This window comes from Acinetobacter sp. ACIN00229 (assembly GCF_016106645.1).
Taxonomy (GTDB): Bacteria; Pseudomonadota; Gammaproteobacteria; order Pseudomonadales; family Moraxellaceae; genus Acinetobacter; species Acinetobacter oleivorans.
The window spans coordinates 268,922-282,849 of the sequence record NZ_JADWOM010000002.1 but is presented as its reverse complement, the minus strand read 5'-3'; the positions used below and the strand labels follow the sequence as shown (position 1 = coordinate 282,849).

Annotated in this window: 11 protein-coding genes; 2 read left to right on the top strand and 9 right to left on the bottom strand. The window is 37.2% G+C overall.

Annotation, left to right across the window (positions count from 1 at the left end):
• Complete coding sequence (gene wecB / locus I7H67_RS02705; RefSeq protein WP_198307011.1) at positions 1-1,143, top strand: non-hydrolyzing UDP-N-acetylglucosamine 2-epimerase; 1,143 nt, start codon at positions 1-3, stop codon at positions 1,141-1,143.
• Here wecB and I7H67_RS02700 read toward each other — a convergent pair.
• The 9 genes from I7H67_RS02700 to I7H67_RS02660 all read right to left on the bottom strand — a co-directional run bounded on the left by I7H67_RS02700 (position 1,128) and on the right by I7H67_RS02660 (position 11,832).
• Positions 1,128-2,048, bottom strand: coding sequence for a hypothetical protein (locus I7H67_RS02700; RefSeq protein WP_198307010.1), 921 nt, complete (start codon positions 2,046-2,048; stop codon positions 1,128-1,130). The genes wecB and I7H67_RS02700 overlap by 16 nt on opposite strands.
• Positions 2,026-3,870 carry a hypothetical protein gene (locus tag I7H67_RS02695; protein ID WP_198307009.1) on the bottom strand — a complete coding sequence of 615 codons (1,845 nt, stop codon included), beginning with the start codon at positions 3,868-3,870 and terminating at the stop codon, positions 2,026-2,028. The genes I7H67_RS02700 and I7H67_RS02695 overlap by 23 nt, the downstream gene beginning before the upstream one ends.
• Positions 3,871-5,121 carry a glycosyltransferase family 2 protein gene (locus I7H67_RS02690; RefSeq protein WP_005307402.1) on the bottom strand — a complete coding sequence of 417 codons (1,251 nt, stop codon included), beginning with the start codon at positions 5,119-5,121 and terminating at the stop codon, positions 3,871-3,873.
• Entirely contained in the window at positions 5,108-6,004 is an 897-nt protein-coding gene (locus I7H67_RS02685; protein WP_198307008.1) for a hypothetical protein, read from the bottom strand. Before I7H67_RS02685 ends, I7H67_RS02690 begins: the two co-directional genes overlap by 14 nt.
• On the bottom strand, positions 6,004-6,753 hold the full coding sequence (locus I7H67_RS02680) for a hypothetical protein (protein WP_198307007.1): 750 nt from the start codon (positions 6,751-6,753) through the stop codon (positions 6,004-6,006). Before I7H67_RS02680 ends, I7H67_RS02685 begins: the two co-directional genes overlap by 1 nt.
• 195 nt (positions 6,754-6,948) lie before the next feature.
• Positions 6,949-8,391, bottom strand: coding sequence for a cryptochrome/photolyase family protein (locus tag I7H67_RS02675; protein ID WP_198307006.1), 1,443 nt, complete (start codon positions 8,389-8,391; stop codon positions 6,949-6,951).
• A gap of 118 nt (positions 8,392-8,509) precedes the next feature.
• Complete coding sequence (slyD, locus tag I7H67_RS02670; protein ID WP_005307390.1) at positions 8,510-8,992, bottom strand: peptidylprolyl isomerase; 483 nt, start codon at positions 8,990-8,992, stop codon at positions 8,510-8,512.
• 135 nt (positions 8,993-9,127) lie between these two features.
• A complete protein-coding gene (locus I7H67_RS02665) occupies positions 9,128-10,414 on the bottom strand; it encodes an NAD(P)/FAD-dependent oxidoreductase (RefSeq protein WP_198307005.1) in 1,287 nt (428 codons plus the stop codon).
• Positions 10,415-10,512: 98 nt separating this feature from the next.
• Complete coding sequence (locus I7H67_RS02660) at positions 10,513-11,832, bottom strand: D-alanyl-D-alanine carboxypeptidase PBP6B (protein WP_198307004.1); 1,320 nt, start codon at positions 11,830-11,832, stop codon at positions 10,513-10,515.
• 171 nt (positions 11,833-12,003) lie between these two features.
• Here I7H67_RS02660 and I7H67_RS02655 point away from each other — a divergent pair, with 171 nt between their 5' ends.
• Positions 12,004-13,707: a M61 family metallopeptidase gene (locus tag I7H67_RS02655; RefSeq protein WP_198307003.1), complete on the top strand. Its 1,704-nt coding sequence runs from the start codon at positions 12,004-12,006 to the stop codon at positions 13,705-13,707.
• Positions 13,708-13,928: the final 221 nt, after the last annotated feature.

Here is a 13,928-nt window from a genome sequence, read left to right as displayed (position 1 = left end):
ATGAAGAAAATTTTTATATCTATTGTATTTGGAACTCGTCCTGAATTAATCAAACTTGCCCCTGTTATTTTATTGGCAAAGCAAGATCCTCGTTTTCAAGTTGAGGTGATTTTTACTGGACAACACGATGAATTAGTAAGAGATGCGATAGATTTCTTTGGGGTTGAAATTGACCATCGTCTTAAAATTATGAATGCTGGACAAAGTTTAAATCAGCTACTCATACACGGTTTGAGCCAAATCGAGAATGTATATACTGATGGGCAAAAAAGAGATGCAATTGTTATTCAGGGAGATACAACAACTGTTTTAGCAGCTGGCTTAGTCGCGTTTTCAATGAAAGTTCCTGTAGCACATGTGGAAGCTGGTTTACGTTCTTATGATTTGGATCATCCTTTTCCAGAAGAGGGAAATCGTCAGTTAGTGTCACGTATTACCAAATGGCATTTTGCTCCGACAGAACAATCAAAAAGAAATTTACTCAATGAACAAATTCCATTAGAACTCATTACAGTTACAGGCAATACCGTTGTTGATGCGGTGTATTTAGGACGTAAATTAATTTCTGAAAAATCTGATTTGAAGAACCAGCTTGAACCTTATGGAATTCAATTAAAGCAAGATGATAAAGTTGTGCTTATTACTGCGCATCGTCGTGAAAACTTTGGCGGGGGAATTCAAAATATTTGTAATGCCGTTGAGCACTTAGCCCACGACCATCCTGATTTACATTTTATTTGGCCAGTCCATTTAAACCCAGCAGTACATGATGTGGTTCATGATAAGTTTAAAGACCATCCGCAAATCCATCTAGTTAAACCATTAGACTACCCTAGTTTATTGGCAGTTATAGACCGATCTAATTTTATTTTGACGGACTCAGGTGGGTTGCAAGAAGAGAGTCCATCATTTAATAAGCCCGTTTTAATTTTGCGAGACACCACAGAGCGACCAGAAGTCGTTGAAGTGGGAGCAGGCGTTTTAGTGGGTACAAACCAACAAAAAATTTTTGAAGAAGCTGAAAAGCTACTCACCGACCAACAGCACTATGAAAAAATGGCACATGTAGAAAACCCATTTGGTGACGGGCAAGCAGCTCAACGTATTCTCGATCAAATTGCTAAATCTTATGAATTGGCATAATGATGAGTTAAGAATTTCTTCTCACTTATGGCTTTATTAACACCACCATAAGTGAGGCGATACCACAAGCTCACTATATTGACGCACCAGCGGCTCATGTAATGAGGACCATCAAAAATATAGACAGTTTTTCCTTCATATGCTTTTAGCTGAGAAATAATTTCCCAAGGATATGCGGCTCTAAATTGCCCATTCTTTTTAACTCTAAAGGCTTCGAGTACTATAATTACTTTATCTTTTCCAAGCTTTTGTTCAAGTTGATCTAAAATATGTTTAGCTTGTTGAGGGGAACGTACACCTACGCCAACTCCGTCTTGGAAGAAAACGCCGTTATGTTCTGGTAACCAGCTTTTAACCCATAAATCGTAATGTTCGGGTTCGGTTTCACCACTATAAATACTCACCCAAACTGGTACTGGAAGTTTAGTTAAAACCTGACCTAAAGCACTTACTCTTAACCAAGTCGGATCTGCTTCCACTGGGAAATAATAACCTTTAGGTGCAGTTTTTTGCTCTTTTATAATTTCAGCAGATTTTTCCCCTAACTCAGTGACATTTGCCCGAGCTTTAGGTTCATTATATTCGCCGGCTAAACCCAATATTAGATTTTTAGCCCAAGGCTCTTGTTTAATTTTTTCTAAATTAATTGCTTTTTCCCATTGAGGAAAATTTGATTCTTTCCACCATGATTTAGACTCAACAACAGACCATTGGGGAACAAATGTATCAACACCTAAATAGTGCCAGTTTCCCTCTGGTGGAGTAGTGTTATTGTCGGGCTGCCAGAAAACTCCTTCAATATGCGGGGCTTGTCCTTGATGTTTGAACAACCCCGCATAAGCTATAACACTACAAATAATTAAAATAATAAAAGCAGCTATTTTAATTGGTATCTGTTTTTTCATTATTTCGTCTTAACCAGTACCACAAGAAGATAATTATTATCATGATTGCGGAGATAATCACAACTAATAAGAAGAAAGAAGATTGTTGAACTAAAGGTGCTTTTTGATTTCCGACAATAAGTTTTTGTAAAACATAAATATTTCCATTTTCTGAAACGAGCATTTTTGTCACGTTATTTGGAATTTTATGTTGTATTTTTTCCCAAAGGTGCATGAAAGCTTGTGCACCGCCTTGTGAGTCGGTAATCACGTCAAAGCGATTATTGTTATAACTCACAATAAAACCATTTTGGGCAGCAGGTGCATAAATAATATCTTGATGCATTAGTACTTGTTGTTGATAAATATCTTTATTCACACGAACATTTATTGCTTGTGGAGCACTTGGCGAATAACGGACTAGGTTAAGTGACATTGGTCCTTGTGTTAAAAGCATTTTTTTCGCAGTTTGGCCTAATACAATCGCGATATTTAACGCACCAGATTGATCATCAATTGCAATAGTCGGAGTCGTTGCTAAAGTCATTGAAATTGCGGCTACACCATTTTTGAGTTTATGGGGTAGCTTTAGGGTAGATTTAGCTGTATCAATCCAGAGCGAACCATGTGCAGTGGGTAAACACTGAGAGTTTGCAATCACCGAGTTTTCAAGCTTTAAATTAAAATTGGTGGTATTAGAAATAGCTTTGGCAAAAATGTTGAATTGTCGGTTAACGGGATCGGAAGCAAGGTCGGCTGTTTTCATACTGCCTGCAAGTCCGCCATCAATCCAAGCCGTAATATTTGAACCTTGCAATAAACCACTTTGGATACGTAGTGCAATTTGCCCTTGCAAGATATCGGTTGGTTGCCATACTGCTGGGAAATCAAGGAATAAGTTCTTTTCCGCGTGATTTAATCTGAAGTCCTCAATGCCTAAGTCTGCAAGTGTATTGATTTTTTTAAACTGTGCCCAAGTTGGGGTAGAGATCGTTGTAGGGAAAACTGCACTTCCTGTATCAAGTTGCTCTACATACGAGGGATTGATTAGTCCATTTATGGCAGCAGTGAGTTCTTGTGGTGTGTGATAAGTAATTGAAAGAGTGGCCACTCCATCTGCTGGTTTTGCAATTTGTACTAAAGCACCCCCTTTGAGTGGCGTAGCTGAGCGAATCACTTCAATAATGAAATTTGTTTCATCATTTAAATTAGTTTGTCCTGAATCAACCCATTCAATTGGTGTGATTGAAGTCCATGAGCTTGCTAATCTAGCGAGCATAGAAGCTTCTATAATCTCTTTACGGTTATATTTTAAAATACCAACAAACGGAGTAGGCCGTCTCGCTTGTGGATTAGCTAAAGCATCTGGTAAGTCTTTTAAACGGTATATATTACGGATAGGCGTAAAGTCGAGTTGGGAATTGCTTAAATAAGTTAAGTGATCAATATCTTCTGTACAGAATGTTTCTTTGGTTTGATTCAGCGTAGTCGGTTTAGCATACTGTTGAATAATAAAATCTAAACGATGAAAGCCACTCTGACTTGCTGGGATATCAAATTTGAATTGACCGTCCCCACTCAGTGTAGTGTTATAAATGAGTTTATCATCATATTTTACGAGTAAAGTTGTATCACTTTCAGTGGAATAATCACTTGAAAATTGAATATTTTGCCACTGGGCACCTTTTCCAATATAGAAAAAATGAGGCTCGACCGTATATTTTGTTGAAGTACTAATATCGTCGAGTTTCCATATGTACGCATGAGCAGACATGGCGAGCATAAGACTGGTGCTGGCAAGGAGCACTTGAGCTGTTTTGTAGAGATCAAAAGTCTTTTTCATTTATTTTTTCTCCTTGCTACGTTCCGTTTTGTACCATTGAAGGGAGTTGCCCTGTATTTTATTTTTAAGCATGTCATATGCGGCTTTAAAAACAATAAATAGAAATATTTGTGAGTAACTTACATAAGATAAAACAGAGTAAAAATAGAGTTCTGGTTTAACTTTTTCGAGTGAAAGGGTAAACCACATTTGTGCGACATATAGACAAAACGAGAGGCCCCACAGTAATGTGAAGGGACCAGGAACTGAAATGCCTGCGATACCCAGTAACCCAAGCGTCAAGGTGATATGACTCCAGAATAAAGCGGGTACGAAAAGTATGTAGCACATAATGTTATTTAGAATTTCAATTCCAATAGGAAATGGGGTTCTCAACGCTACTGGTAAATATTTACGAGTCACATAAAAATTACCCTGAGTCCACCGTGAGCGTTGTTTAACAAATACACTTAAAGATGGTGGATCTTGTTGCCAACCAATTGCGTAGGGAACCCATTTAATTCGTTTTTGTCCGATAAAAATTCGGAAGCTCATTTCAGTGTCATCGACCAATGACTTCTCATCAAAACCACCTAAGGTTTCTAATGCATCACGCCAAATGACATAGTTGGTACCCATTAATGTGGATAGCTCAAAACGTTGCCAACGCCCGCCTTGGAAAATCCATTGGAAAAAGATGAACTCAATGGCAATAAATCGAGTCAAAATACTATCTTGCCAATTACGGGTTCTTACTTTGCCATTTACAGCCACTAATTTTTTATCTGCAAGTAGTGTTTGAGCTAATAACCTTACGCAGTCGGGTTCAGGTGTACTGTCTGCGTCATAAACAACAATAAGTTCACCTTTGGCATGGGGTAGGCCATTATTTAGTGTCCTAGATTTACCTTTGCCTCCCATTCCTTTAGGAACGTTGACAATTTTTATGCAAGGATAAATCTGCGCTAGATTTTCGGCGATTTCTAGGGTGTTATCTTTAGAACCATCATTAATCAGCAAAACTTCATATGCTTCGGCTGGATAATCCTGTTGCGCGATTGCATGTAAAGTATCTTCAATCACTACGCCTTCATTATAGGCAGGAATCAAAACACTCAAAACGGGCCATCTATCGGGTACGGGTAGGTTCTGTAACTCTTTTTCTGCTGTTTTTGAGTATTTCCAAGCCTGATAACTTAGCCATGCCCAAAATGCTTGAGGAATCCAGATGCCTAAAAAACCAAATAGGAAGAGAATATCAATGGGAGCCATTTGATTTAACCCTCCTAATAATAGATGAGATCAGCAATAACAATAAAATCACCCCGATGACCAAGGAGATCCAAGAAATATAGCTGCCGAAAGTACCAAGTAGGTCAGGATAGGTTGTGGTTAAAATAAGATCGAGTGGAACTACAACTGTACTTAAACCAATAAAAATATACCCAAAAAAACTAGTGTTTATATGTTCAGGCGTGCTTATGTATTTAATATTATTAAATTTCCATGAAATGCCGAGTTGAGGATATCGAATATTTGTGGTCGGAAGATCAGCAGGAGGATTAATAATAATTTCATAACCAGAAACATGACCATTAAAATTTTTGGCTGAATAAAATAAATGCTGCTTTTGTTTAATCTCTCTAGAGGGTAGCGGAAGTTCCTTTGGATTAAACTTAACAATATAGCTGCCAGCGGTCTGGGAAATTAAGTTTTCATCCCAACCTGTTGAAACAAAAGCAGCCATAGGCCGTAAACCAATTGCAGTTGAAAATGTAGCTTTGGCAGCAAAATATTGAGGTTGTTCAGATTTAAAAAGTACAATCGGAATAGCGCCTTGGCTCACTGCCTCTTTTAATAAGAAATAGTGAGAAAAGCTAAAAACCTCATCTGGTAATATGATGCCTGGCTTAATTCCTTTATGAATAAGCCCTTGAAAACTGTCTGAACTGATTTGGTCAATTGTAAAAATAGGCCACCATGTGTCCTGTGAGGGGAAAAACATGGAAAGGTCATTAATACTTTGAACTTCAGTTCTTGTTTGTTCAGATTTAATCTCGCAATGATAATATTGACGATAGAATTGCTGCAAAGTGCCATCTGGATACTGACTAGAGGCAATAATAATTCCACAAATATTAAGAAGATTAGACATTAAGTAATCTCCTCTTCAGGTGGAATCTGAATAATTTTATATTCGACTTCAAGCCGCAAAGTCATAATTTCTTTTAGCTTTTTAATAAATTCAGGTTCTTCTTCTGTTTTTTGTTGACGAATAACAATACTGTATATCGTTTCTAGATCATCATCAGCAAACTGGAAAACAATTTCTTGCGGGTGATGCTGGCTCAAAATTTTAATCATTTCATTTTGAGTGGTTTTCCATACATCATCGCCTAACATTTCTTTAATTAAGCTTCGGTTGAGAATCCTGATTTCAAAGACTTCATAGTCTTGTATGTGATGATGATCAAGAAGTTTGAAGAAACTACGTTGAAAATACTTAAGTGCGCTAAGCGGGAAAATATCACGGCGATAATTTCGATCATAACTTTGTATATCACGATATTTTTGGACGTTAATTTCAATATTGTGGCGTACAGCACTCAGAAAAAGAGGAATGAGAGGAATAATAAAAAGTAAAAGGAGCTGACGTTCAATATGTGTTTGTGCCCCTAGGTCGAGTAGAAAATATACGGCAACACCTATGAAAGCGAGTAAACCAACAATTAAAGATGCGCCAACTTCTAAAAAAGCCCCAGAAATTAAAAGAATAAGAATAAAAATCCAGCTTCCTCTAAAACTTACAGGCAGCCACTCGTATGCCACCATCCCCATAAATAGATGAGCTGCGATAATCCATAAGACGAGTGTTCTTCCAGGGTTCTTCTGTTGCTGTTGCATGCGAGCTATGGCTACCTTTTTTGTAATGTTAATTTTTTTATACTTTTATTACTAAACGTGAGACATTGCGAAGTTATTGTTGTTTATGGCCTTTTTAAGTATCTATTATGTTTATTTGTAGATCAAAGTCACCATTTAGTCAAATATTGTTATTATTTTTTAATCAAAAATAAACAGATAAGACGTAATTCTTATCTAAATACTCTTGTATGTTTCAATTGCTTTCAGGCGAGTTTCTTTCAAATCAACAATTGGCTTTGGATAATTCAACTGAAGCGGAGTTTTACTTGAGTAGGGTTCATGAATCACTTTATTGTCTAGATGAGCTAATTCATCCACCCATTGACGAATATAGTCTCCGTTTGGATCAAATTTCTTAGACTGAGCAATAGGGTTAAAAATTCGGAAATAGGGTACAGCATCAGTTCCAGTTGATGCACACCATTGCCAACCACCATTATTCGCTGCTAAATCACCATCAATTAAGTGTTCCATAAACCATTGTTCACCGATTCGCCAATCGATGAGTAGGTTTTTACATAAAAACATAGCGGTAATCATACGGACTCGATTATGCATCCAGCCTGTTTTTAGTAGTTGACGCATGCCCGCATCAATAATCGGTATACCTGTTTGGCCAGTTTGCCATGCGGTTAGGTGCTCTGGATTATGATTCCATTTAATTTTCTGAGTATCTTTTTTAAACGGAATGTGTTTAGACACATGTGGAAAATCAAATAAAATATGCTGATAAAACTCTCTCCAAAGCAGTTCATCTAACCAAGTCTGCTGACCTTCGTTTGCAAGATGGAAGTTGCCATGTTTAGTTCGGAAAAGGGCTTGTAAACATTGACGAATAGACAAAATTCCAAGATTTAAATAGGGGGAAAGTTGGCTAGTTCCTTTTACATTTGGAAAGTCACGTTCTAATTTATAATCAGATAAATGATCTTCAATAAATATGTCGAGCTGCTCAAGGGCAAAATCTTCTCCAGTCGACCATAAGTTTTGTTGGTCTTTAGAAATAGATGAGTCAAAAAAAGTTTCTATATCTTCTAGACTTAAACTTTTTATATTTGAATCAGGCTCTGGTTTGGCTTTTTGCTTTTCAGGAATTGGATAGCACTGAGGCAAACCGCTGATATCTAGTTTTGAATAACATGCTTTTTTAAATGCACCGAAAACTTGATAGGGTTGCTCTGACTGGTTGCGAATGGAACGTAAAGGAAAAATCGTACGGTCATGAAATAGAAAAAGTTCTTTAACTTGTTGATTTAAAGCCTGCTGTACAGTTTTATCTCTTTTCAACTCATTCACGCCTACTTCTATATTTGAGTAAACATTTTCGATATGAAGTTGATGTGTGAGTTCGCAAATATAATCTGCAATATCTTTCCAGTAGGGAATCACTTGAATGATCAGTGGGATATTAAGCTTCTCTAATTCTTTTTTAAGTTGTTGAAGCTGACGTAAATAGAAATTAATTTTTATAGGTGCATCGTGATGTATTTTCCATTGTTCAGGCGACAAGATAATTAACCCAATCGTAGGCCCTTGCTGGCAAGCATGCCATAAAGCAGCATGGTCTCGAACTCTCAAATCCTGACGAAACCAAATCAGCTGATTTACGTTTGACATGAAAGATACCCTTATAAAGTTGAGTGAGTTAGAGGTTTATTATCAAGATATTATATAAAAATAAATACATAAAAAAAGCAAAGCCGAAGCTTTGCTTTTATCTTCATCTAAAGATGAATTAGTGGTGGTGACCACCTGCACCGTGTACGTGACCGTGATCTAATTCTTCTTCAGAAGCTTCACGGATTTCTACGATTTCAACTTCAAAAGTTAAATCTTGACCAGCAAGTGGGAAGTTAGCATCTACAACAACGTTGTCGCCTTCAACAGCTTTAACAGTTACGATCTGAACGCCGTCATCTGTTTGAGCTTGGAATTGCATACCAGGTTGAATGTTTTCAACACCTTGGAACATTTGAGCTGGAACTTCTTGTACTAGGTCTGGGTTGTATTCGCCATAACCTTCAGCTGCTGGTACATTAACAGTAAATTTGTCACCAACAGTTTTACCTTCTAATGCATTTTCAAGACCAGGAATGATATTGCCTGCACCGTGCAAATAGGCAAGTGGTTCGCCTTGAGATTGATCAAGTGTTTCACCCTCAGCGTTTGTTAATTTGTAGTGGAATGAAACCACGTGGTTATTTGCAATAGCAGTCATGTTTTTGATCCATTCAATCAATTAAAGCGTACATCATAAAGTGAAAAATAAATTTTGTAGACTACAAAATCTTAATCTTTGGCACTTTTTCTAATGCGTTTTTATATAAATAGGGACGAACTTAAAAAATTCAACTTAATACAGCTTAATTTTTGGACGTACACGTCTTGTAAGTAAATCTTTCATTGTGAGTAGTCCAGCTTGAGTGTATCCATGAATCGTTGCTTGATGTAAACGATACAAAGATACGTACATGGTTTTTGCAATATAACCTTGCACGCTGACATCGCCAAGTAATTCTCCAACGGCTTTATTACGACTTAAAGACACGAGGGAACCTTTGTCGTTAAACGTGAACATTGGCTGTGAACGGCCGTTAAGTCTGGCAGCCATAGCATCAACTAAAAAGCTTGCTTGTTGGCTGGCAACTTGAGCACGTGGTCCAAGAGGAGGGTTTCGTGCATCAAGTTGGCAATGGGCACAATCACCAAACGCAAATACATTTGGATCAGAATAGGTTTGCAACGTTGCATAGACCATTAAACGGTTAATGTTATCTCGTTTAAAGTCTGTAAAACTTTCTAATACCTTAGGTGCTTTTACGCCTGCTGCCCAAACGGTAATATCACTTTTGAGTTGGTTGCCATTACTAAAGTAGATGCAATGCTTATCAATTTTTTCAACGCGGTGTTGAGTTAACATTTCAACGCCCATTTTTCTGAGTTGCTCGGCACTGTGTTCAGCAGTTTTATCCGTCAGAGCAGGTAAAATGCGCTCAGAGGCTTCAATGAGTGTAATTTTGACTTGGTTGGGGTGAATCTTCTTTAAGCCATATCGATAAAAGTTTTTGGTTGTTTCAATTAACTCGGCTGCAAGTTCTACACCTGTTGCTCCCGCACCAACGATTCCGATATTTAAAGTTCGCTGATTAGGTTGATTTTGAGCTTCAATATAAAGATGTAATAAATCTTGCTGGAAAACATCGGCTTGTTTTCTGCTATCGAGGAAATGGCAGTTTTCACGTACACCCGTGGTATTAAAGTCATTTGATACTGACCCAAGCGCTAAAATAAGTGTGTCATAACTGAGCTCTTGCGGATGATTCTGTTGATCCTTAGACACTTGAGGGGGCATTAGTTCAATTAACTTTTTATCTTTATTGACCCCAATTAATGTTCCGAGCACAAATTCATAATGATGTTTTTCTGAGTGTGCAAAATAGTTAGTTTGTTCTTCGTGTGGATTTAAAGAGCCAGCAGCGATTTCGTGAAGCAGTGGTTTCCAAATATGGGTGAGGTTTTGATCAACCAATGTAATCTTTGCTTTACGATTTTTCCCAAAAGTTTCACCGAGTTGTGTTGCCAGTTCTAAGCCACCAGCACCACCACCAACAATTACAATATGATGTAAATTTTGGGCCATTTTTTTCACCTAATTATTTTTCTATAAAAAAAGATGGCTAAATTATGCCATCTTTTATTTATAAAATTTATTGTGCGTCTGTGCACAATTTGATGTTTTTAGTGCGAATCTACAGGGTAGAGTTTTGCAGCACTATGTTCACTTGATGAAAAAATAGAGAAGAGGCTAGAAAACCACATTGCAATTTTTTGGAAAATATTAGCTTCTTCAATATGTACATTATCTTCGATTTGAAGACTACGGATCAGTTGATTATTTTGATAAATCGATACTGTTGCCAAACTCATGACTTTCATTAACGGTGCAGTTAATTGTTTTTCATTGAGTTCAATGTTTACACTTGTTTGAGTCGTTTCGAGCGGAGCAATAACCTTTGGCTGAAGGTTGCTATCAATTACTTGAACGCGCTGAGTGATATTATCAAAATTATTTAGGTCAATTGGTGCTGGATCAGCATATAACGAAGTCGTTACAATCGTAGGTTGTTTTGTCGCTACCTTGAACATTTTTAAAGTCGACTTTACAACAGGCAGCTCGGCAATTAATTTTTGCTCAGGAATAATAACTTCATCACGTGTATAGGTATAAGCAAGATTCATTAATTTATCTGCAATCTCAGCACGTTTTACTGCACTCGGTGTGCCTAAAACAATGACCAATAAACGTCTTTGAGCTAAGTCTGATGAAAATGAAGGACGTGAAGCAGTTAATGCCAAATTATAACCTGCTGCTTTAGTGTAGCCAGTTTTTAGTCCATCAACAGATGGGTCATATTTCAAAGCAAGGTTAGTCGCATGGTGAAAACGTTGATTGAAGCTAAAGCTTGGCATTTTTGAATAATGCAAATATTCAGGCGTTTCTTTAATTACGGCCTGACCTAATAAGCTTAAATCATGTGCCGTAGTGTAATGATCCGGCATCGTAATTCCAGGTGGGTTACTAAAATGGGTATCTTTCATACCCAAAGCCTGAGCTTCCTGATTCATACGTTGTACAAAATGGGGAACATCACCAGAAATTTTTTCAGCTAAGGTCACGGCTGCATCATTCGCAGACATAACAATTAAACCTGCCAATAATTGATCAACAGAAATTTGTTCACCAGCTTTAAGATACATTTGTGATTCATCCCACTGCACGACACCAACCACTGGTGTTGCAGTAATGATTTCTTCTTTTTTCAGCTTTCCGGCTTTAATCTCTTTTAAAGCAATATAGGCAACCATCATTTTGGTTAAAGATGCTGGCGCGCGTTGCACGTGGCTATTATGCTCGGCAATGATTTGACCCGATTGAGTATCTACAATAGTCCATGCAGCGGCTTCAACACTTTCAGGTGCAATATTGAGTAGCGCAGCATTGGTTAGAGTGGTGCAGAAAAGACTGAATAGGGTAAAAAGAGATAGAAAAAATTTCACGGATGACCTTAACTTTTACTGGCAAATACGGGACACAGATGCACAGCATGCTATGCCTTTTTTTAATGGAAGGCTAGTGGAAATTGTTGCCAAAAAATACATGTACGCAAGAGGATACAAAAAAGTGATAATCTAATGCGAAGCCGTTCTTATTTTTAAATTGAAGAATTTATGTTGCATTATCAAATTGAGTTCGATGATTACAAACAACACCTTGTTCACGTGACAATTCGTTTTTTAGCCAATCCGAATCAGGAACTTTGGCTGCCAACGTGGATTCCGGGTAGTTATCTAATTCGAGAGTTCTCAAAACATATTGAAGCCGTTAAAGCTTATGATGAAGCTGGACGTCTGTTGGATATTAAAAAAACGAGCAAGAATCGTTGGCGTTTATTTAATACCGATCATGAGTTAATGACGATTGAATATGATGTATATGCATATGATTTGTCTGTACGTGGTGCATATGTCGATCAGACCCGCTTATATATCAATCCAGCATGTGTATGTTTAGCTTTAGAAGGCCAAGAACAATCTGCTTGTGAAGTCGAAGTGTTCTTGCCAGATGAATTAAAGCATTTTCAGTTAGCAACAGGTTTGGCTTCAAAAAGTCTAGTTAAAGGTCGCTTTACTTTAAAAGCTGATCATTATGATCAATTGATTGATAGCCCGTTTGAATTGGCTGATCAAACACGTTTTAGTTTTGAAACACATGACATTGAACATGAGTTTGTAATTTCTGGCCCACATAATGCCAATGTTGATCGCTTAAAAGCCGACATTGAAAAGATTTGTGCAGCCGAAATAAATATGTTCGGTTCAGCGCCATTTAAAAACTATACCTTTATGACGATGGCAACAGGGAATAGTTATGGTGGATTAGAACATTGTAATAGTACAAGTTTGATTACACCGCGTGACGATTTGCCAAAATCGAATGAACCAACTGAACCTTCTAAAGACTATCAACGCTTTTTAGGCTTATGTAGTCACGAATATTTTCATTCATGGTTAGTAAAGTTCATTCGCCCAGAAAACTTTGCAAATTATAATTTGCACCAAGAAGGCTACACCTCTTTACTTTGGATATTTGAAGGTTTTACTTCATATTATGATGACCTGATTTTATTGCGTAGTGGCGTAATTTCTCAGAAGTCTTATCTTGATTTACTCAAAGCACAAATTGATCGCTATTTACAAAATCCAGGCCGTTTTGTTCAAACAGTGGCCGAATCAAGTTTTGATGCGTGGATTAAATTTTATCGTCAAGATGAAAACTCGAATAACGCGGGTACGAGTTACTACAATAAGGGTGCTTTAGTTGCGTTGTGCCTAGATTTAGGTTTACGTCTACGTGGTTCTAGTCTTGATGCTTTAATGCGTCGATTATATGAAAATACTCAAAATGGTATGCAAGTAAACGAAAGAACCATTTTTGATTTATGTAAAGAACTGACGGGTGATAATTGGATTGAACAAATTAATCATTTGATTAACACGACTGATGAATTACCGCTTGATCAATTGTTTCCTGAGTTTGGCTTAAGCTATAGAGTTAAAACTGACAAATCTTTGCCATTAGGTTTAAAACTTGTCGATAAGCCAGAAGGTGTGCTTGTGCAAAGTGCTCGCCGTGATAGTGCAGCAGCGAAAGCAGGTATTTCTGCCAATGATGTGATTATTGCAATTGATGGTTTAAAAGCATCCACTAAGCTTATTGAGAAGTATGCAAAGCAGGGTGGTACTTATAGAGTCTTTGCTTTCCGTCGTGATGAGTTAATATCTTTTGAAGTCGATTGCGCTACATCTGAATTAACCGAAGTTGAACTCATCGTTGAAGATCAAGCTAAAACTGAAAAATGGTTAAAAGCTTAGATTAAAGCTAAATAGTTTATAAAAAACCGATGTTTTGCACATCGGTTTTTATTTTTAAGTACATCCAAATGGTGAAATCCGTTTTACCTTTGAGTTTATTTTGAATGAAAAGTATAATAATTGTCAGAACACTGAAAGATATCTCATGTAATTTAATGATGTTTAATGCCTGAAAAGTGATCTGAATGTGCGTATTACAATGACTTAGATATCAGAAAATT